The following is a 19,791-nucleotide window of genomic DNA, read 5'->3' as shown; positions in this document are numbered from 1 at the left end:
CAGTTACCCCGGTAACACCCCACGCGTAACAATGCGGTAACACACGCAATTGACTTCCCGAGTTCTCCTCACGACTATAGGCGTCCCGCTGCCGCCAACACGGCGTTGAAGGGCGCAATCCAGGCCTTAAAAGCACGACAACAGACCGTGCGCCTGTATTTAACGAAGAATCACGCGCGTTACTCGCAGTAGTTTCCACAGCGCCTGAATGAGGAACTTTTCATGCCAGCCATCACCCTGACCACTCTGCAAGGTCTCAAGCAAAAAGGTGAAAAGATCACCATGCTGACCTGCTATGACGCGACCTTCGCCCACGCCTGCAATGAGGCTGGCGTCGAAGTGCTGCTGGTGGGCGACTCCCTCGGCATGGTTTTGCAAGGTCACGACAGCACCCTGCCGGTCACCACCGCTGAAATGGCTTACCACGTGGCGTCCGTCAAACGCGGTAACACCGATGCGTTGATCCTCGCCGACCTGCCCTTCATGGCCTACGCCACCCTTGAACAAACCATGACCAACAGTGCCCTGTTGATGCAGGCGGGTGCGCACATGGTCAAGGTTGAAGGTGCGCTGTGGCTGGCGGACTCGATCCGTCTGCTGGCCGAACGCGGTATCCCGGTGTGCGCCCACATGGGGCTGACACCGCAATCGGTGAATATTCTGGGCGGTTACAAAGTCCAGGGCCGTAGTGAAAACCAGGCACGGCAGATGCGTGCCGATGCCATCGCTCTGGAACAGGCGGGTGCAGCCATGCTGTTGCTCGAGTGCGTACCGAGTGAACTGGCCGAGGAAATCACCCAGGCGGTGGGTATCCCGGTGATCGGCATCGGCGCCGGCAGTGGCACCGACGGCCAGGTGCTGGTTCTGCACGACATGCTCGGCCTGTCGATCACGGGCCGCGTGCCGAAGTTCGTGAAGAACTTCATGGCCGGGCAACAGAACATTCAAGCGGCGCTTGGTGCGTACGTCACTGAAGTCAAAGCGGCGACTTTCCCTGGTATCGAACACGGATTCTCTGCATGAACACCGTAAAAACCGTACGCGAATTGCGGGCCGCCGTGGCCCGTGCCCGCAGTGAAGGCAAGCGCATCGGCTTCGTGCCGACCATGGGCAACCTGCACAGCGGTCATGTGGCACTGGTGACCAAAGCCACCCAACGGGTGGATTTCGTGGTCGCGAGCATTTTCGTCAACCCGTTGCAGTTCGGCGCTGGCGAAGACCTCGACAAGTACCCGCGCACCCTCGCGGCCGATCAGGAGAAACTGCTCCAGGCCGGTTGCCACCTGCTGTTCGCGCCAACCGTTGAAGAAATGTACCCCGACGGCATGGTCGGCCAGACCCGCGTCAGCGTTCCGCAACTCTCCGAAGGTCTGTGCGGAGCCAGTCGTCCTGGGCATTTCGAAGGTGTGGCAACGGTAGTCACCAAACTGTTCAACATGGTCCAGCCGGACTTGGCGATCTTCGGCCAGAAAGACTTCCAGCAACTGGCGGTGATCCGTGCCCTGGTGCATGACCTGAACATGCCGATCCAAATCATCGGCGAACCGACGGTACGTGCAGCCGACGGCCTGGCGTTGTCGTCGCGCAATGGTTTCCTCAGCGAAGAACAGCGGGCCGTTGCGCCGGTTGTGTATCGCGGGTTGAGCCAGATTGCCGAGGCGATCAAACAGGGCGAACGGGATTTCCCGGCGTTGATCGATGCGCAGATCAAGCAGCTTGAAGCGGCAGGTTTGCGTCCTGACTATCTGGAAATTCGGCATGCGCTGACCTTGCGCCCGGCAACTGCGCAGGATCGGGATCTGGTGATTCTGGTGGCGGCGTTCCTGGGCACTACGCGGTTGATCGACAACCTGCATCTGAACCTCGACGCGCCCGCATAAACACTACAAAACCACTGTGGGAGCGAGCCTGCTCGCGATAGCGATATCACAGTCGACAGAGAGGTTGCCTGTGAGCAAGCCATCGCGAGCAGGCTCGCTCCCACATTGGGTCTGTGTGGGTGCTCACGCCGTATTGCTGGCCCTCAAGCCTTTGGGCACAATGCCCGCCGTTCGATTCCGACCTGGGGAAACACTCATGCACGCCATCATGCTCAAAGCCAAGCTGCATCGCGCCGAAGTCACCCACGCAGTACTCGATTACGAAGGTTCCTGCGCCATCGACGGCGAATGGCTGGACCTGTCCGGCATCCGTGAGTACGAACAGATCCAGATCTACAACATCGACAATGGTGAACGCTTCACCACCTACGCGATTCGTGGCGAAGAAGGCTCGCGCATGATCTCGGTCAACGGTGCCGCCGCACACAAGGCCAAGGTCGGTGACCGCGTGATCATCTGCGCCTACGCCCACTACAGCGAAGCCGAGCTGCTCAACTTCAAGCCACGCATGCTCTACATGGCGCCGGGTAATGAACTAAGCCACACCAGCAATGCCATTCCGGTTCAGGTCGCCTGATCCGGTCTTAGCCTCTCCCCCCTTCCGTTTGTCGGACCGTTCCCTGCTCGATGTATAAAAAAGTACCGGGAACGGGTCAGACAAAGTCAAGACAGATCGCAGCGCGAGGTTTACTGTATTCGCCCTGTGTCATGAAATCGTGTCGACGCAGTTGACCGGACGCCCACCCGCAGCGCTCCGGTATTTTTAGTGTTCAAAAGGCCGTTCAAGTAAAAAGGAAAACCGCAGCGATGGCGTATTACCGCACCCCTCAAGACGTTACCGCTCTGCCCGCCTGGCAAGCGCTGAATGACCACCGCCAAGCCATGCAGGATTTCAGCATGCGCGAAGCCTTTAATGCCGATCCGCAGCGCTTTACCCAATTCACCCTCAGCAGCTGCGGTCTGTTTCTCGATTACTCGAAAAACCTGATCAACGCCCAGACCCGCGATCTGCTGGTGGGCCTGGCCAACGAAGTCGACCTCCAGGGCGCGATCAAAGCGCTGTTCGAAGGCGAAATCGTCAACTCCTCCGAAGGTCGTCCGGCCTTGCACACCGCCCTGCGCCGGCCGGTCGGCGACAAGCTGAAGGTCAACGGCGTCAACGTGATGCCGGAAGTGCACAAGGTCCTGAACCAGATCACCGACCTCGTGGGCCGTATCCACGACGGTTTGTGGCGCGGTTACTCCGAGAAGCCGATCACTGACGTGGTGAACATCGGCATCGGTGGCTCGTTCCTCGGCCCGGAGCTGGTCTCCGAAGCGCTGCTGTCCTACGCCCAGAAAGGCGTGCGCTGCCATTACCTGGCGAACATCGACGGCAGTGAGTTCCACGAACTGACCATGAAGCTGCGTGCCGAAACCACGCTGTTCATCGTTTCGTCGAAATCCTTCAACACCCTCGAAACCTTGAAGAATGCCCAGGCCGCACGCGCCTGGTACCTGGCTCAGGGTGGTTCGGAAGCCGAGCTGTACCGTCACTTCATCGCCGTCTCCAGCAACAATGCAGCGGCGGTGGCCTTCGGGATTCGCGAAGAAAACATCTTCCCGATGTGGGACTGGGTTGGCGGCCGTTACTCGCTGTGGTCGGCCATCGGTTTGCCGATTGCCCTGGCCATCGGCATGTCGAACTTCAAGGAACTGCTGTCCGGTGCCTACACCATGGACCAGCATTTCCAGAGCGCGCCTTTCGAACAGAACATGCCGGTACTGCTGGCGCTGCTCGGTGTGTGGTACGGCAACTTCTGGGGCGCGCAAAGCCACGCGATCCTGCCGTACGACCACTACCTGCGTAACATCACCAAGCATTTGCAACAGCTGGACATGGAGTCCAACGGCAAGAGCGTGCGCCAGGACGGCACCCCAGTATCCACCGACACCGGTCCGGTGATCTGGGGCGGCGTGGGTTGCAACGGTCAGCACGCGTATCACCAGTTGCTGCACCAGGGCACCCAACTGATCCCGGCCGACTTCATCGTGCCGATCGTCAGCTTCAACCCGGTGTCCGACCACCACCAGTGGCTGTACGCCAACTGCCTGTCGCAAAGCCAGGCGCTGATGCTGGGCAAGACCCTTGCCGAGGCCGAAGCCGAATTGCGCGACAAAGGCATGAGCGAAGAAGAGGTGCAGAAACTCGCGTCTCACAAGGTGATCCCGGGCAACCGTCCGAGCAATACCCTGGTGGTCGAACGCATCAGCCCGCGTCGTCTCGGCGCTTTGGTGGCGATGTACGAACACAAAGTCTTCGTGCAAAGCGTGATCTGGGGCATCAATGCCTTCGACCAATGGGGCGTGGAGCTGGGTAAAGAGCTGGGCAAAGGCGTTTACAACCGCCTGGTCGGCAGCGAAGAAACCCCGGCTGACGATGCCTCGACCCAAGGCTTGATCAACTACTTCCGCGGTCGTCACCGCGGGTGATCTGACGCCACTCGGCGGCACTTGTGGGAGCGAGCCTGCTCGCGATGGGGCATGACATTCAACATTAGTTGTATGTCAGACCGCTATCGCGAGCAGGCTCGCTCCCACATTGGTTTGCGGCAGTCACAAATTTTGTAGCCGTCCCCTTCCAAACCGATCGGCAGCTGACTTGAACCCTTCCCCCACTCGGCGCATCTTTATTACTTGTCGCAAAACAAGAATAAGGAACCGTCATGTTCGATATCAGCACGTTCCCCCAAGCCGATGCCGTCCGCCGGGCTGCAAATCTGAGTCAAGACGACTATAAGCGCCTCTATCGCCAATCCATCGAGCACCCCAGCACCTTCTGGGCCGAACAAGCCACACGCTTTCTCGACTGGAGCACCCCCTGGGATACCGTCCAGCGCTATAACCTGAAAACCGGTGAAGCGAGCTGGTTTGCCGGCGGCAAGTTGAATGTCAGTTACAACTGCATCGACCGTCATCTGGAAAAACGCGGCGATCAAACCGCGATCATCTGGGAAGGCGACGATCCCGCCGAATCTACCCAGATCAGCTACAAAAAACTTCATCACCACGTCTGCCGCCTGGCCAACGTGCTCAAAAGCCGTGGCGTGAAAAAAGGCGACCGCGTGTGCATCTACCTGCCGATGATCCCCGAAGCCGCCTACGCCATGCTCGCCTGTACGCGCATTGGCGCGGTGCATTCGGTGGTGTTCGGTGGTTTCTCTCCGGACTCTGTGCGTGACCGGATTCTCGATGCCGACTGCCACACCGTGATCACCGCCGATGAAGGCGTACGCGGCGGTAAAGTCGTGCCGCTCAAGCAGAAGGTCGACAAAGCGCTGCAAAACTGCCCGAACGTCAGCACCGTGATCGTGGTCGAGCGAACTCAGGGCGAAGTGGACTGGGTCGAAGGCCGGGACATCTGGTATCACCAGGCGCTGCGTGACGTCAGCGACGATTGCCCGCCGGAACCGATGGGCGCCGAAGACCCGCTGTTCATCCTCTACACCTCCGGCAGCACCGGCAAACCCAAAGGCGTGCTGCACACCACTGGCGGCTATCTGCTACAAGCGGCGATGACCTTCAAGTACGTGCTCGACTACCGCGACGACGAAGTCTTCTGGTGTACCGCCGATGTCGGCTGGGTCACCGGCCACAGCTACATCGTCTACGGGCCGCTGGCCAACGGCGCGACCACGCTGATCTTCGAAGGCGTGCCGAGCTACCCAAGCAGCTCGCGCTTCTGGCAGGTGATCGACAAGCACCATGTAAACATTTTCTATACCGCCCCGACCGCCCTGCGCTCCCTGATGCGTGAAGGCCCCGAACCGTTGAAGGAAACTTCACGCGCGAGCCTCAGATTACTCGGCACTGTGGGTGAGCCCATCAACCCGGAAGCGTGGGAGTGGTACTTCAATGCCGTCGGCGAACAGCGTTGTCCGATCGTCGATACCTGGTGGCAGACCGAAACCGGCGGCATCATGATCAGCCCGCTGGTCAGTGCTCAACGGATCAAACCCGGTTGCGCCACACAACCGATGTTCGGCGTGCAACCGGTGTTGCTCGATGAAGTGGGCAAGGAAATCAAAGGCGCCGGCAGCGGCGTGCTGGCGATCAAATCCAGCTGGCCGGCGCAGATTCGCAGCGTCTACGGCGACCCGCAACGCATGGTCGACACCTACTTCAAGCCCTACCCCGGTTACTACTTCACTGGCGACGGTGCCCGGCGCGATGAGGATGGCGATTACTGGATCACCGGGCGCATCGACGACGTGATCAACGTCTCCGGGCACCGCATCGGCACCGCGGAAGTGGAAAGCGCATTGGTGCTGCACGACAGCATCGCCGAAGCGGCGGTGGTCGGTTACCCGCATGACGTCAAGGGTCAGGGCATCTATGCCTTCGTCACCCCCATGAACGGCACCGAGCCCAGTGACGAACTGAAGAAACAACTGCTGGCTCACGTCAGCGAGGAAATCGGCAGCTTCGCCAAACCGGACCTGATCCAGTGGGCGCCGGCCTTGCCGAAAACCCGTTCGGGCAAGATCATGCGGCGCATTCTGCGCAAGATCGCCTGCAACGAACTGGACAGCCTGGGTGACACCTCGACCTTGGCTGACCCGAGCGTGGTCCAGGAGCTGGTCGATAAACGCCTGAACCAATAAAGGCTTGTTTCAAAAGCCTGCGCGGCCGTTAATGGCCGCGCCTTCTTTTCCGCCACTGAGTCGTCATGGAATTCATTCGAACCCGCATCGAAACCCAGGTCATGAGCCTGACCGGTCTGTCTCTGGGCAAGCTCGACCTGGAAAACCCCAAGGGTGATCCCGGCCTGTTCGGCCCCGATTCGGTGAGCTGGCAAGTGCATGGCGACTTCAGCAGCATGCTGATCGGCGGCATCAGCGCCCTGATGCTGCAAGCCCTGCATCCACTGGCCCTGGCCGGGGTGTGGGACCATTCGAATTTCCGCGAAGACATGATCGGCCGACTGCGTCGTACCGGGCAGTTCATTTCCGGCACCACGTTCGGTTCGCGAAAGGATGCCGACTGGCTGATCGAGAAAGTCCGCACCATCCACCTGCAAGTGACCGGCACCGCACCGGATGGCCGGCCCTACGCGGCCAGCGATCCCGATCTATTGACTTGGGTGCACGTGGCCGAAGTCAGCAACTTCCTCGCCGCGCACCTGCGTTACCGCAATCCGAACCTGTCCCTGTCTGATCAGGACCGTTACTACGCAGAGATCGCGATAGTTGCCGAACGGCTCGGCGCCCGTGATGTGCCCCGTTCGCGGCAGGAAATTGCCGATTACCTTGAGCGCATTCGTCCACAGCTGTTGTGCGACGAGCGCAGTCGAGAGGTGTTGCGGCTGTTGTTGAACGCCCCGTCCCCCAGCCGTTTGGCCAGACCTTTCGGCGGCTTGATGATGAAGGCCGGGATCGACCTGCTGCCGGATTGGGCCAGTGACATGCTGGGCGTCAGCCAGAGCCCGCTGCAACGCAAGCTGATCCGCGCCAGCGTCAATCGCAGCGTGCCAATGCTGCGCTGGGCGGTGCGTAACGGTTCGGTGCAACGGGCCAAACGACGGATGGGATTGTTGTAGGTTTGATCGTTCCCACGCTCCGCGTGGGAACGATCAAAACGCTGAATGTCAGCCTTCTGTGGCGAGGGAGCTTGCTCCCGCCCGACCGGGCTGGCGCACCAGTGCGAAGCGCTCGCAAAATCTTCGACAAGTACTGAGATTATGGGGGCCGCTTCGCAGCCCAGCGGGAGCAAGCTCCCTCGCCACAGGTGCAATGCTGTTAAACTCCCGCGCCAAATTCCCCTCCTGCAAGGCGCACAGCATGTCTTCCTTGAATCAGGCGCTGCGCGCCGCCCTCGATCGTCGTCAGGACCTGCTGACCGAACTGCATCAGCAAGGCACCGATTGCTATCGCCTGTTCCACGGCAGCCAGGAAGGCGCCGGCGGCCTGACGATCGACCGCTACGGCCCGCAATTGCTGGTGCAAAGTTTTCACCAGTCGCTGGAACGGGATGCGCTGCTGCAACTGCACGACACCATCAATCAGCACCTGGGCCTCGAAACGCTGCTGGTCTACAACGATCGCTCCCGGGGCAACTCACGCATCGACCGTGAAGACACCGTCTACCGCGCCGACGAGGCTGCCCTGCAAGACTTGATCGGTCACGAGTGGGGCTTGAATTACCGGGTTCGCGGCCGCCACGCCGGCCAGGACCCGCTGCTGTTCCTCGACCTGCGCAACACGCGTGGCTGGGTCAAGCAGCACAGCAAAAACAAAAGCGTGCTCAACCTGTTCGCCTACACCTGCGGCGTCGGCCTGAGTGCGGCGGCCGGTGGCGCGAGCGAAGTCTGCAACCTCGATTTCGCTGAGGGCAACCTGGCCGTCGGCCGTGAGAACGGCCTGCTCAACCCGCAGTTGCCGACCATGGACTTCATCCAGTCCGACTACTTCCCGGCCATCCGCCAGTTGGCCGGCCTGCCGATCAGCCAGCGCCGCGGGCAAAAACTGCCGAGCTATCAGCGTCTGGAACAGCGTCAGTACGACCTCGTGCTGCTGGACCCGCCAGCCTGGGCCAAGAGCGCTTTCGGCACCGTCGACCTGCTGCGCGACTATCAGAGCCTGCTGAAACCCGCACTGCTGACCACCGCCGACAATGGCGTGCTGATCTGCTGCAACAACCTGGCAAAGGTCAGCATGGACGACTGGCGCGAGCAGGTCTTGCGTTGTGCCGAGAAAGCCGGCCGGCCGGTGCGCGAGTGGACAGTGATGAAGCCGGGCGGCGATTTTCCGTCAATGGATCAGCAGCCGCCACTGAAAACCCTGATCCTCCAGCTCTGAGATTCGGCCATAAAATCAGACAAATCCTATAAAGCAGGATCGCTTCGGAACCAGAAACGCGTGCCATACTCCAACGCACTCCGATTCAGACAGATGAAGCCACACATGCCCAAAGGATTGATCCGCGCTATCGGCGCTCTGTTGACCGCTCTAGCCCTCTACAGCCTGCTGGGGTTTCTGATTTTGCCGGGCATCGCGTTACGGGTGGCCAATCAACAATTGGCCAGTTACGCAACGACGCCCGCGACGATCCAGCGGATCGAACTCAACCCGTTCAGCCTGGAAGTCACCCTGTGGGGCCTGATCATCGGCGAGCCGGGCAAGGAGCAGGTCGGCTTCGAGCGCCTGTACGCCAATTTGCAGATCGACAGCCTCTGGACCAAGGCGCTGCACCTGTCCGATATCGAAATCGACAAACCCAAGACCGAAATCCTCTTCGGCAAGGACGGCAAACTCAATTTGCTCGGCCTGTTCAAAATCCCTGTCAGCGAGCCAACCCCGGCCGACCCGGACGCCAAGCCATTCCCATTGCGCATCGAGCGGATCAAACTGGCCGGCGGCTATGTGCACTTCCAGGACGCACGGCCCAGCGAGCCGATCGAATTCCTCTACGACAAACTCGATTTCGAGTTGAAGAACCTCAGCACCCTGCCGGAAGACAGTGCCGACATGACCTTGATGGCCGTCGGCCCGGGAGGTGGACAGATCGACTGGACCGGCAATTTCAGCCTGATCCCGCTCGCCTCCGAAGGTAAGCTGAAAATCACCGATGGCAAGATGAAATCCTTCTGGCCCTATGTGCGTGACGCGCTGCCACTGGTGCTTGAAAACGGCATTCTCAGCCTGAGCACCGACTACAAACTCAACCTGTCCAAGGAAACCGAACTGCTGTTGAGCAACGTCGCCGTCAGCATCGCGCCGTTCGCGATCAAAGCACCAGACGGCCGCCCGCTGGCGAAGCTTGAGCGTCTGGACATCAGTGAAACCACCGTGGACCTGGCCAAGCAACAAGTGGTCGTCGGCAAGATCCGCAGCCAGAAACTGGAAACCTGGGCCGCCCTCGAGGCGGACGGGCAACTCGATTGGCAGAAACTGTTCGCCAGCCAACCGTCCAAAGCCGCCGTTAAAGCCAAGGCCGAACCGGCCAGCGCCCCGGCCGCCGCCGATTCACCGAAACCCGAGCCGGCGCCACCGAGCAAGCCATGGCAGGTGCTGCTCAAGGACGTGCAACTGCGCAATTACCAGGTGCATCTGGCGGACCGCAAGGCGCAACCCGCCGTGGCGCTGGACGTCGGCCCGCTGAACCTGGACCTGCAGAATTTCGACAGCCTCAATGGCTCGCCTTTTAACCTCAAGCTCGATACGGGCGTGGGCAAGCAAGGCAAGATCACGGCAGACGGTATCGTCAATCTGGCCCCGGTCAGCGCCAGGTTAAACGTACAAACCAGGGACATCGACCTGCGCGTCGCCCAGTCCTATATCAACCCGTTCATTCGCCTGGAACTGCGCAGCGGCATGCTCGGCAGTGATCTGGCGGTCGATCTCAAAAGCACTGAGCCGCTGGCATTCAACGTCACCGGCCGTGCCCAGGTCGATCAACTGCATACCCTCGACACCCTCAAAACCCGCGACTTCCTCAAGTGGCAGCAATTGGTGCTTGAAGGCCTGAACTATCAGCACGGCGACAGCCTGTCGATCGACAAGGTCAACCTGTTCCAGCCTTATGTGCGCTTCATGATCAACGATGACCGCACCACAAACGTCGACGATCTACTGATTCCGCAACCGCCGGACTCCGGCGCCAAAACGGCTGCTGCCAAACCTGCCGGCAAGGAAAAGCCGCTGGGCATCCACATTGGCGGCATTGCCATCAATGACGGCTCGGCCAACTTCGCCGACTTCAGCCTGACCCCGAATTTCGCCACGGCCGTTCAACAGCTCAATGGGCAAATCGGCACCATCGACAGCCGTCAGGCGAAACCGGCCAGCGTCGATATCAAAGGCAAGGTCGACCGTTATGCGCCGGTCACCATCAAGGGCGCGGTCAACCCGTTCGACCCGATGGCCAGCCTCGACATCGCCACCAGTTTCAAACGTGTCGAACTGACCACGCTCACGCCCTACTCCGGCAAGTTCGCCGGTTACCGCATCCGCAAGGGCCGACTCAATCTCGACCTGCATTACAAGATCACCAACGGCCGACTCCTGGCTGAAAACAAAGTGGTGGTCGAGCAGCTGCAACTGGGTGAAAAGGTCGACAGCCCGGACGCCGTGAGCCTGCCGCTGAAGCTGGCGATTGCCTTGCTCAAGGATGTCGACGGCAAGATATCCATCGAGCTGCCAGTGAGCGGCGACCTGAACAACCCGCAATTCAGTGTCATGCCTATCATCTGGCAGACCCTGCGCAACCTGATCGTGAAGGCCGCAGCAGCGCCCTTCAAAATGATTGGCGGGCTGGTCAGTGGTGGCGGTTCGGAAGATTTGGGCACCGTGTCGTTTGCGCCGGGTTCAAGCGACCTGAGCAAGGACGCCGAAGATTCGCTGGTCAAACTGTCCCAGGCTCTCAAGGAGCGCCCGGCACTGCGCCTGGAAATCGAAGGCACGGCGGCCGCCAGCAGCGATGGCCCGCTGATCGCCGAGCAACGTCTGGAACGCGAATACCAGTACAACTACTACAAAATGCTCCAGCGCCGCGGTGACAAGGTGCCGGCTCAGGCTTCATTGCTGCAGGTACCGGATAACGAGAAAGGTCCACTGCTGGAAGGGATCTACCGCACGCGCCTGAAGACGCAGCCGCCCGCAGAATGGAAGGATCTGGGCAAGGAAGAACGCACGGCAAAAATGCGTGAAGGCGTGATCAAGTTCTGGAGTTCCAGCGACGTTCTCTTGCGCCAGCTGGGCCAGGAACGCGCCAGCAGCATCAAGGATTATCTGGTCGACAAGGGTCAGCTGGCCGATGACCGCGTGTACTTCATCGACGCTAACCTGGGCGAAGCGGAAAGTGACGGTCGGGTGGTTACGCCGCTGCATCTGGACGCCGAGTGATGGGCGCGAAATGGCTGATCAGCCTGGCTCTGGCGATAGCCGCAGCGCAGGCTTCGGCAGCCGACACCCTGCGTTGCGGCAGTCAATTGGTCAGTGTCGGTGACAGGTCCAGCGAGGTGCTGCAGAAATGCGGAGAACCGGTCAGCCGTGATCTGTTGGGCTACAAGCGCAGTGCCAACCGCCGGGAAGAGTTTCAAGTGGAGGAATGGACCTACGGGCCCAACGGCGGGATGTATCAGTACCTGCGTTTTGAAGGTAATCGTTTGAAGCAGATCACCAGCAAGCGCGGTAACTGAATCCACCACAACATCATGTGGGCACAATTTAATGTGGTTTTGCACTGCCCCAAATAGAACAGGCCCCTGACACGAATGTCCGGGGCCTGTAATGGCCACATCCTTATGGCCTTCGCATGAACTCTCCTGAGGCGGCAGACGTATTGCTCGGCCCGTCTGTCGCGCCTTCTCCCAGTCCAGGCGAGAAGCCTTGCCTTACTCGGATTTCAGGCCATCAGCAGAGACTGCCTGAACGCCTTTGATTTTCTTGGCGATTGCCACAGCGGTGGCTTTCTGAGCGTCAGTTACCGCAACGGTGGACGACAGGGACACTACGCCTTTGTTGGTTTCGACTTTGATGTCGGTGCCAGGAATGCCTTTTTCAGTCACCAGGTCTGCTTTGACCTTGGTAGTGATCCAGGTATCGGAAGTAGCTTCCTTGACTTCGGTCACTTCACCAGCGGCCAGAACCATTGGAGCCTGGGTAGCCTGGGTCTGTGCAAATGCGACGTTGGCCATGGTCAGGGTCAGCGCGGTAGCAGTAGCGGCAGCGATAGCGAACTTCTTCATACGAGTAACTCCTGTTTTTCATAAAGTCTGCTGCGTGTCTTGTCAGCAGGGTTACAGGAGATAGTGCGAACGCTGTGCCAACTTTGAAACAATCGATAAATACATATAAATCAATAACTTACAAAAACGTCTGATTTTCGAAATCATGCAAATTGCATGACTTCGGAATTATCGACATGCAAGTTGCGGGTTTTACCGCAGGCCTAAGGCCATGAATTATTGGAAGTTTTCTCAATGACTCGATTTTTCCCGGAGAGCGAACAAAAAACGCCCCGCAAGGCGTAATGCTGTTCATTTAAGGTTTGGGTCACCGCGTTCATTCAGACAGCACGCGTTATCGTTCACGTCTTTCGCGAGCAGGCTCGCTCCTACAGGGGAATGCGTACGCTTGAAGAGTCAGGTCGAGCGTTAGCTCGCCTCCAGCTTTTGATCTTGAGGTGCACGCCCCATCGGGAGGCCGAGTGGAGGTTCTGCGCAGTGGGCAACCCGGCATGGATGCCGGGTTAGCCGCCCCCGGCCATGGATGGCCGATGGCGGCGGGCCCACGGAGCAGGACCGGAGCGAGGGCATGCCGAGCCTGGGCGAGGCACCGACCGAAAGGGGCAAGAGCCCTTGGTTACTTGGGGCTTTTCCAAGTGACCCGCCGTAAGGGCGGAACCGCCCGCCGCCGTGACCGCAAAAACGGATATGCCCCCGACCCGCAAGATGGGGCACTAGGCAAAACGGTTTTAAATCAGCCTGATGTGGCAGTGGAAGCGGCAGCGGCGCAGGCTTTAGGCGCATATTCAGCATCGACTTCGGTGGTGCATGTCCAGCCAGTCAACGCGCGCGTCAGAGTGATGGACTTATTCAACACCGGACCCGGAGCATTAAGAATTTTGCAAGCAATAGAGCCTGTTCCATCAGCCGCTTTGCCAGTCGCTGACGTCGTGCAGTTGGAGGTCGTTGTGGCACCACCGATCTTATCCAGTGTCACATCGGTCCCTTGATTCATAAGATCCTCGAACGGCACTTTCAACGCGCTGATCTCAGCCAGCCCCGCCGTGACCTTGGCCCGGGCCTGATACTTGGAATATTGCGGCAACGCAAACGTCGCCAGAATCCCGATGATCGCCACCACGATCAGCAGTTCGATAAGCGTAAAACCTTTCTGAGTATTCATAGACAAGCTCCATGCATGAGTCGAAATCTCATGACCTGAACTAGCCGCAGCACAGCCCATGCCAAGCGTCGCGCGCCCTGTTGGCCGGGACGTGAGGCGAGTGCAACGCCGTTTCCTACCCCCAGAATCCGCACTATCTGACACTTTTTGTCACCTCAACACCGCTGGTTTGGTTCCTCCGCTTGACTAGGCTATAAGTCATGAACTGTCTGCGTCCGGTATCCCAATGAATGACATTGCCCTTAGCGGTCTGGCCAAGCAATTGGTCCTGGCCGAGCTGCTCACTGACCAAAGCGCGCAACAGGCGTATCAGCAAGCCCAGCGCAGCCGAATCTCCCTCATCAGCTATCTGGTGCAGAACAAACTGGTGAAGAGTCGCCAGGTCGCCGAGATCGCGTCGGAACACTTCGGCATGGCCTTGCTCGACCTCAACTGCCTGGACAAGGAGAGCCAGCCCAAGGGACTGATCAGCGAGAAACTGATTCGCCAGCACCACGCCCTGCCCCTCTGGCGGCGCGGCAACAAGTTGTTCGTGGGGGTTTCCGACCCGACCAATCAGCAAGCCATCAATGACATCCAGTTCAGCACCGGGCTGAATACCGAAGCCATCCTGGTGGAGGACGACAAGCTCAGCGATGCCATCGAAAAATTCTTCGATAACCAAGGCACCGGCCTGGAAGACATGGCTGACGTTGACCTCGATGGCGTGGACATCGAGTCGATCGATGACAACAGACAAGACGCCATTGCCGGCCAGGATGCCGATGACGCGCCCGTGGTGCGCTTCGTGCACAAGATGTTGCTGGATGCGATCAAAAGCGGCTCTTCCGACCTGCATTTCGAACCCTACGAAAAAACCTACCGCGTGCGGATGCGCACCGACGGTATTTTGCGTGAAGTGGCCAAGCCACCGATCCACCTGGCCAGTCGCATCGCCGCGCGGCTGAAAGTCATGGCCAGCCTCGACATCTCCGAACGACGCCGGCCCCAGGACGGGCGGATCAAGATGCGCCTGTCCAAGACCAAGTCCATCGATTTTCGGGTCAACACCCTGCCGACCCTGTGGGGCGAGAAAGTGGTGATCCGGATCCTCGACCCGTCCAGCGCACAAATGGGCATCGATGCCCTCGGTTACGAGCAGGACCAGAAAGACCTGTACATGGCCGCGCTGAAGCAACCCCAGGGCATGATTCTGGTGACAGGCCCCACCGGGTCGGGCAAGACCGTATCGCTCTACACCGGGCTGAACATTCTCAACACCGTGGACATCAACATCTCCACCGCCGAAGACCCGGTGGAGATCAACATGGAAGGCATCAACCAGGTCAACGTCAATCCCAAGCAGGGAATGGACTTCGCCCAGGCGCTGCGCTCATTTCTGCGACAGGACCCGGACGTGATCATGGTCGGCGAAATCCGCGACCTCGAAACCGCCGAAATCGCCATCAAAGCCGCCCAGACCGGTCACCTGGTGCTGTCGACCCTGCACACCAACAGCGCCGCCGAAACCCTGACGCGCCTGCACAACATGGGCATCCCGGGTTTCAACATTGCCACCTCGATCAGCCTGATCATTGCCCAGCGCCTGGCGCGCAAGTTGTGCAGCCATTGCAAGAAACCCATCGAGATTCCCCGGGAAGCGCTGCTCAAGGAAGGCTTCCCCGAGGAACGCATCGGCTCATTCACGATCTATGAACCGGTCGGTTGCGATCTGTGCAACGGCGGTTACAAAGGGCGAGTGGGGATTTATGAAGTGGTGAAGAACACGCAGGACCTGCAACGGCTGATCATGGCCGAAGGCAATTCACTGGAAATCGACATTCAGATGCGTAAAGACGGCTTCAACGACCTGCGCACATCGGGCCTGCTCAAGGCCATGCAAGGCATCACCAGCCTTGAAGAAATCAACCGGGTCACCAAGGACTGAATATGGCGGTCAAAGCAGCAAAAATCAGCGTCTACGCCTGGGAAGGCACCGACCGCAAAGGCACCAGAATGACGGGCGAGTTGAGCGGCCAGAACCCGGCGTTGATCAAGGCCCAGTTGCGCAAGCAGGGCATCACCCCCGGCAAGGTACGCAAGAAATCCACCTCGATTTTCAACCTGGGCAAGCGCATCAAGGCCCAGGACATCGCCCTGTTCACCCGGCAGATGGCGACCATGATGAAGGCCGGCGTGCCGCTGTTGCAGTCCTTCGACATCATCGGCGAAGGCTTCGAAAACCCGGCCATGCGCACGCTGATCGACGAGGTGAAACAGGAGGTCGCGGCGGGTAACAGCTTCGCCGCTTCCCTGCGCAAAAAACCTCAGTATTTCGATGAGCTCTACTGCAACCTGGTCGATGCCGGCGAGCAGGCCGGTGCCCTCGATACCCTGCTGGAGCGAGTGGCGACCTATAAGGAAAAGAGCGAAAGCCTCAAGGCCAAGATCAAGAAAGCCATGACCTACCCGCTGGCGGTGGTGTTCGTCGCGATCATCGTGACCGGGATCCTGCTGGTCAAAGTGGTGCCGCAGTTCGAATCGGTATTCAAAGGGTTTGGCGCCGAATTGCCAGCCTTCACGGTGATGGTCATCGGCCTCTCGGAATTCATGCAGGACTGGTGGTGGGCGATGCTCGGCGTGCTGATCGCGGCCATCTTCGGCGTGCGCCACGCGTTTAAAACGTCGCAAGGCTTTCGCGACCGAATGGACACCTGGCTGCTGAAAATGCCGCTGATTGGCACGCTGATGTACAAGTCCGCCGTGGCCCGTTACGCCCGCACACTGTCGACGACTTTTGCGGCAGGCGTGCCACTGGTGGAAGCCCTGGATTCGGTGGCCGGCGCTACCGGCAACATCGTGTTCAAGCGCGCGGTGCTGCGGATCAAGCAGGACGTGTCGACCGGTATGCAGCTGAATTTTTCCATGCGCGCCTCCGGCATTTTTCCGAGTATGGCGATCCAGATGACCGCCATCGGCGAAGAGTCCGGCGCATTGGATGACATGCTCGACAAGGTCGCGAGCTTCTATGAGGACGAAGTGGACAACATGGTCGATAACCTCACCAGCCTGATGGAGCCGTTCATCATGGTGGTGCTGGGTGTTATCGTCGGGGGCCTGGTGGTTGCAATGTACCTGCCCATCTTCCAACTCGGCTCAGCGATCTGACATGCCCTTGAACGACATTCTGACCCTCCACCCATTGTCCTTCGTGATTGCAGCCATGTTGGTCGGCCTGCTGATGGGCAGTTTCCTCAACGTGGTGGTCTGGCGCCTGCCAAAAATGCTTGACCGCGAATGGCGTGAGGAGGCTCGTGAAGTGCTGGGTTTGCCAGGTGAAACACCGCTGCCAACCTTCAACCTGATGCTGCCCCACTCCCAGTGCCCCCATTGCGGCCATCGAATTCGCGCCTGGGAAAATATTCCGCTGCTCAGTTATCTGTTCTTGCGGGGGCGATGCTCGAACTGCACGGCCGCCATCAGCAAACGCTATCCACTGACCGAACTGGCCTGCGGCCTGCTTTCGGCGTTCATCGCCTGGCATTTCGGTTTCGGCTGGCAGGCCTGCATGACGCTGCTCCTGAGCTGGGGGTTGCTGGCCATGAGCCTGATCGACGCCGAGCACCAACTGCTGCCGGATATGCTGGTGCTGCCGCTGATATGGCTGGGGCTGATCGTCAACAGCTTCGCGCTGTTCGTGCCCTTGCATGATGCTTTGTGGGGCGCGGTGGCCGGCTATTTGGCGTTGTGGTCGGTGTTCTGGCTGTTCAAGCTGATCACCGGCAAGGAAGGCATGGGCCACGGTGATTTCAAGTTGCTGGCGATGTTCGGCGCCTGGGGTGGCTGGCAGATCCTGCCACTGACCATCCTGTTATCGTCGATGGTGGGCGCCGTTGTCGGCGTGATTCTGCTGCGTTTGCGCAACGCAAAAACCTCCACGCCAATCCCCTTTGGCCCCTTTCTGGCAATTGCCGGCTGGATTGCCTTGCTCTGGGGTGGTCAAATAACCGGCTTCTATTGGCAGTTTGTCGGTTTGAAATGAATACCCCTGTGGAAAAACCCTGGATTCTCGGCCTGACCGGCGGCATCGGCAGCGGCAAAAGCGCGGCTGCCCAGCACTTCATCGACCTGGGCGTACACGTTGTGGACGCCGATCACGCGGCGCGTTGGGTGGTAGAGCCGGGGCGCCCGGCGCTGGCCAGGATCGCCGAACACTTCGGCCCTGGCGTATTGCAAGCCGACGGGCAGCTGGATCGCGCGGCGTTGCGCAAATTGATCTTCGAAGTACCAGAGGAACGTCGCTGGCTCGAAGCGTTGTTGCATCCGCTGATCGCCAAGGAAATCGCCGAGCATCTGGCCAAGGCACAATCGCCTTACGCGATTCTGGTTTCGCCATTGCTGATCGAGTCCGGGCAGTACGCCATGACCCAACGAGTCCTGGTGATCGATGCCCCGGAACAACTACAGATCGAGCGCACCCTGCAGCGTGACCAGACCAGCGAGCAACAGGTCCAGGCGATCCTCAAGGCCCAGTCCAGCCGCCAGGACCGCGTGAGCCACGCCGACGATGTGGTGGTCAACGACCGCGACCTCGCCTGGCTGCACAGCGAGGTCGAACGCCTGCATCACTTTTACCTTACTTTGCGTGGAGGCCAGTCATGAGCCAGACCCCAACCGTCAATTGCCCAACCTGTGGCGCCCCTGTCGAATGGGTCGCCAGCAACGTCAACCGGCCGTTCTGCTCGGATCGCTGCAAATTGATCGACCTCGGTGCATGGGCCTCGGAAGAACACAAGATTCCGGTCAGCCCGGATGCCGAAGACGACCTGTTCAGCGAAGACTTCGAGCCGCGTCACTGATCTTCAAGGCCGCATAAAACCGTAGTCCTGGCTGTCATCGAGGTTTTCTGCAAGAAAACGCAACTCATCGGCCAGGTCTTCGACACTGCGCACTGCCTTGCTCTGTTGCACCACTGCACTGAGCAAGGCACGCAGGCTCAACCCCGGATCAAAGCCCACCTCCTGCGCCCCATCCAGACTTTGACGCAACTCCTGCCTTGCCCACTCGTAGACACTCATTTCGATGCTCCTGAAGGTTTTCCGAAGCATGGATTCGCGGGCGATTTTTGCCTTTGATATGGATCAAGATTTGGGATCGTCGTCTTTCCAGGGCGCTGAAAGGTAGCGCGTGCGATTGAACGTCTCCAGCCACTCGGGGCAAAACACCACCAACGCGCTGACGACCATGCCGTTGATGAACGCTTCCGGAAAAATCAGCAGCCACAGATAACCGACAAAATCCTCCAGCCAATAGGGCATGGCGAAACGTTCGTCGAACCACAGCAACCACAGCGCCAGCAGCAGGCACAGCAACGCCGACAGCGCCGCAGCAAAGAAACCGGACACGAAGATATACACAAAGGGATTACGCGGTTGCGCTCGCTCCACCAGGATCGCGCAGCATTCGGTGACCAGCACCGGCAGCAGAATCAGCAGCGCACCGTTGACCCCCATCGCCGCCAGATCCTGGCGCCCGAGCAGTACCAGTCCCGCTTGCGCGACCAACCCGCCGACAATCGCCAGCGGCCAGTCGAGCAACAGGGTCACGGCGGTCATGCCGATAAAGTGGTAGGACACGCCGGTGTCGAAGTCTTGCCGCACCAGCCAGAGCAAGAACAACGCGAACACCGTGCCGAACAACAGATGCTGGCGGCGACTGTCGCTGAACAATTCAACCCAGGGTGCTCGACAGACAGCCCAGATCACTGCCGGCACGTATATCAGCCAGCCAACTGCAAGGCTTTGCGCTGACAGCAACTCGGCGCCGATCATGGGCGCGCCTTCCTGGACGCCGGGCCCCGCGCAAGCAAACGACTGAGCAGCAACATTGTTCTATATTTCACGCGTCTCTCCCGTCGTGATAGCTATGAGTCTATACCGGCGTTTCTGAGTGGCCGTATCGCACTTCCAGCCGGCACGCAGAGAATCCAGGGAAAGAACAAACGTTACGCAAACTTTACGAGACAAAATGGCAAGCCGGTCGAT

At 59.4% G+C, this 19,791-nt stretch carries 18 protein-coding genes; 14 read left to right on the top strand and 4 right to left on the bottom strand.

The features are described 5' to 3' along the window. The first annotated feature begins 222 nt into the window (after nt 1-222). The 9 genes from panB to AC3WP4_RS17065 all read left to right on the top strand — a co-directional run bounded on the left by panB (nt 223) and on the right by AC3WP4_RS17065 (nt 12,057). A complete protein-coding gene (gene panB / locus AC3WP4_RS17105; protein WP_076029729.1) occupies nt 223-1,023 on the top strand; it encodes a 3-methyl-2-oxobutanoate hydroxymethyltransferase in 801 nt (266 codons plus the stop codon). Next, nucleotides 1,020-1,880: a pantoate--beta-alanine ligase gene (panC, locus tag AC3WP4_RS17100; protein WP_074870949.1), complete on the top strand. Its 861-nt coding sequence runs from the start codon at nt 1,020-1,022 to the stop codon at nt 1,878-1,880. The genes panB and panC overlap by 4 nt, the downstream gene beginning before the upstream one ends. Before the next feature lie 196 nt (nt 1,881-2,076). Then, nucleotides 2,077-2,457, top strand: coding sequence for an aspartate 1-decarboxylase (gene panD / locus AC3WP4_RS17095; protein ID WP_008153310.1), 381 nt, complete (start codon nt 2,077-2,079; stop codon nt 2,455-2,457). A gap of 230 nt (nt 2,458-2,687) precedes the next feature. Next, nucleotides 2,688-4,352, top strand: coding sequence for a glucose-6-phosphate isomerase (gene pgi / locus AC3WP4_RS17090; protein WP_074870952.1), 1,665 nt, complete (start codon nt 2,688-2,690; stop codon nt 4,350-4,352). A 233-nt stretch (nt 4,353-4,585) separates the two neighbouring features. Then, nucleotides 4,586-6,523, top strand: a complete 1,938-nt coding sequence (gene acs, locus AC3WP4_RS17085) for an acetate--CoA ligase (protein ID WP_102616508.1) — start codon at nt 4,586-4,588, stop codon at nt 6,521-6,523. A gap of 65 nt (nt 6,524-6,588) precedes the next feature. Then, entirely contained in the window at nt 6,589-7,458 is an 870-nt protein-coding gene (locus AC3WP4_RS17080; RefSeq protein ID WP_102616509.1) for an oxygenase MpaB family protein, read from the top strand. A 241-nt stretch (nt 7,459-7,699) separates the two neighbouring features. Further along, nucleotides 7,700-8,716 carry a class I SAM-dependent rRNA methyltransferase gene (locus tag AC3WP4_RS17075; RefSeq protein ID WP_102616141.1) on the top strand — a complete coding sequence of 339 codons (1,017 nt, stop codon included), beginning with the start codon at nt 7,700-7,702 and terminating at the stop codon, nt 8,714-8,716. A gap of 93 nt (nt 8,717-8,809) precedes the next feature. After that, on the top strand, nt 8,810-11,761 hold the full coding sequence (locus tag AC3WP4_RS17070; protein ID WP_102616132.1) for a DUF748 domain-containing protein: 2,952 nt from the start codon (nt 8,810-8,812) through the stop codon (nt 11,759-11,761). After that, nucleotides 11,761-12,057, top strand: coding sequence for a DUF2845 domain-containing protein (locus AC3WP4_RS17065; RefSeq protein WP_102616133.1), 297 nt, complete (start codon nt 11,761-11,763; stop codon nt 12,055-12,057). The genes AC3WP4_RS17070 and AC3WP4_RS17065 overlap by 1 nt, the downstream gene beginning before the upstream one ends. Nucleotides 12,058-12,252: 195 nt before the next feature. Here AC3WP4_RS17065 and AC3WP4_RS17060 read toward each other — a convergent pair whose 3' ends face one another. Together AC3WP4_RS17060 and AC3WP4_RS17055 are read right to left on the bottom strand one after the other, a co-directional pair. After that, complete coding sequence (locus AC3WP4_RS17060; RefSeq protein ID WP_076029720.1) at nt 12,253-12,606, bottom strand: BON domain-containing protein; 354 nt, start codon at nt 12,604-12,606, stop codon at nt 12,253-12,255. Between the two features lie 733 nt (nt 12,607-13,339). Beyond that, a complete protein-coding gene (locus AC3WP4_RS17055) occupies nt 13,340-13,768 on the bottom strand; it encodes a pilin (RefSeq protein WP_102616134.1) in 429 nt (142 codons plus the stop codon). A gap of 226 nt (nt 13,769-13,994) precedes the next feature. Here AC3WP4_RS17055 and pilB point away from each other — a divergent pair, with 226 nt between their 5' ends. The 5 genes from pilB to yacG are packed head-to-tail and all read left to right on the top strand — an operon-like array spanning nt 13,995 to nt 18,606. Further along, the gene (pilB, locus tag AC3WP4_RS17050) at nt 13,995-15,695 is read left to right on the top strand and encodes a type IV-A pilus assembly ATPase PilB (protein ID WP_074870968.1); all 1,701 of its coding nucleotides are present in this window, start codon (nt 13,995-13,997) and stop codon (nt 15,693-15,695) included. 2 nt (nt 15,696-15,697) lie between these two features. Beyond that, a complete protein-coding gene (locus AC3WP4_RS17045; RefSeq protein WP_074870970.1) occupies nt 15,698-16,915 on the top strand; it encodes a type II secretion system F family protein in 1,218 nt (405 codons plus the stop codon). Between the two features lies 1 nt (nt 16,916). Then, nucleotides 16,917-17,789, top strand: a complete 873-nt coding sequence (locus AC3WP4_RS17040) for a prepilin peptidase (RefSeq protein ID WP_102616135.1) — start codon at nt 16,917-16,919, stop codon at nt 17,787-17,789. Beyond that, nucleotides 17,786-18,409 (top strand): dephospho-CoA kinase, encoded by a 624-nt coding sequence (gene coaE / locus AC3WP4_RS17035; protein ID WP_074870974.1) that lies wholly within the window; start codon nt 17,786-17,788, stop codon nt 18,407-18,409. The genes AC3WP4_RS17040 and coaE overlap by 4 nt, the downstream gene beginning before the upstream one ends. Continuing rightward, nucleotides 18,406-18,606: a DNA gyrase inhibitor YacG gene (gene yacG, locus AC3WP4_RS17030; protein WP_008153323.1), complete on the top strand. Its 201-nt coding sequence runs from the start codon at nt 18,406-18,408 to the stop codon at nt 18,604-18,606. The genes coaE and yacG overlap by 4 nt, the downstream gene beginning before the upstream one ends. Before the next feature lie 3 nt (nt 18,607-18,609). Here the strand turns inward: yacG and AC3WP4_RS17025 are convergent, their stop codons facing one another. Then, nucleotides 18,610-18,825, bottom strand: a complete 216-nt coding sequence (locus tag AC3WP4_RS17025) for a hypothetical protein (RefSeq protein ID WP_008153324.1) — start codon at nt 18,823-18,825, stop codon at nt 18,610-18,612. A gap of 63 nt (nt 18,826-18,888) precedes the next feature. Next, nucleotides 18,889-19,578, bottom strand: a complete 690-nt coding sequence (locus AC3WP4_RS17020) for an energy-coupling factor ABC transporter permease (RefSeq protein WP_074870976.1) — start codon at nt 19,576-19,578, stop codon at nt 18,889-18,891. Nucleotides 19,579-19,791 lie beyond the last annotated feature (213 nt).

The organism is Pseudomonas sp. FW305-20 (assembly GCF_058788075.1).
Note: the sequence above shows the minus strand (reverse complement) of the source record. Positions and strands in the feature narration are given on the sequence as shown.

Excerpts from the sequence above, each read along its gene's own strand:
- panB (WP_076029729.1), top strand. The coding sequence starts at position 223 with ATGCCAGCCATCACCCTGACCACTCTGCAAGGTCTCAAGCAAAAAGGT.
- panC (WP_074870949.1), top strand. The coding sequence starts at position 1,020 with ATGAACACCGTAAAAACCGTACGCGAATTGCGGGCCGCCGTGGCCCGT.
- panD (WP_008153310.1), top strand. The coding sequence starts at position 2,077 with ATGCACGCCATCATGCTCAAAGCCAAGCTGCATCGCGCCGAAGTCACC.
- pgi (WP_074870952.1), top strand. The coding sequence starts at position 2,688 with ATGGCGTATTACCGCACCCCTCAAGACGTTACCGCTCTGCCCGCCTGG.
- acs (WP_102616508.1), top strand. The coding sequence starts at position 4,586 with ATGTTCGATATCAGCACGTTCCCCCAAGCCGATGCCGTCCGCCGGGCT.
- AC3WP4_RS17080 (WP_102616509.1), top strand. The coding sequence starts at position 6,589 with ATGGAATTCATTCGAACCCGCATCGAAACCCAGGTCATGAGCCTGACC.
- AC3WP4_RS17075 (WP_102616141.1), top strand. The coding sequence starts at position 7,700 with ATGTCTTCCTTGAATCAGGCGCTGCGCGCCGCCCTCGATCGTCGTCAG.
- AC3WP4_RS17070 (WP_102616132.1), top strand. The coding sequence starts at position 8,810 with ATGAAGCCACACATGCCCAAAGGATTGATCCGCGCTATCGGCGCTCTG.
- AC3WP4_RS17065 (WP_102616133.1), top strand. The coding sequence starts at position 11,761 with ATGGGCGCGAAATGGCTGATCAGCCTGGCTCTGGCGATAGCCGCAGCG.
- AC3WP4_RS17060 (WP_076029720.1), bottom strand. The coding sequence starts at position 12,606 with ATGAAGAAGTTCGCTATCGCTGCCGCTACTGCTACCGCGCTGACCCTG.
- AC3WP4_RS17055 (WP_102616134.1), bottom strand. The coding sequence starts at position 13,768 with ATGAATACTCAGAAAGGTTTTACGCTTATCGAACTGCTGATCGTGGTG.
- pilB (WP_074870968.1), top strand. The coding sequence starts at position 13,995 with ATGAATGACATTGCCCTTAGCGGTCTGGCCAAGCAATTGGTCCTGGCC.
- AC3WP4_RS17045 (WP_074870970.1), top strand. The coding sequence starts at position 15,698 with ATGGCGGTCAAAGCAGCAAAAATCAGCGTCTACGCCTGGGAAGGCACC.
- AC3WP4_RS17040 (WP_102616135.1), top strand. The coding sequence starts at position 16,917 with ATGCCCTTGAACGACATTCTGACCCTCCACCCATTGTCCTTCGTGATT.
- coaE (WP_074870974.1), top strand. The coding sequence starts at position 17,786 with ATGAATACCCCTGTGGAAAAACCCTGGATTCTCGGCCTGACCGGCGGC.
- yacG (WP_008153323.1), top strand. The coding sequence starts at position 18,406 with ATGAGCCAGACCCCAACCGTCAATTGCCCAACCTGTGGCGCCCCTGTC.
- AC3WP4_RS17025 (WP_008153324.1), bottom strand. The coding sequence starts at position 18,825 with ATGAGTGTCTACGAGTGGGCAAGGCAGGAGTTGCGTCAAAGTCTGGAT.
- AC3WP4_RS17020 (WP_074870976.1), bottom strand. The coding sequence starts at position 19,578 with ATGATCGGCGCCGAGTTGCTGTCAGCGCAAAGCCTTGCAGTTGGCTGG.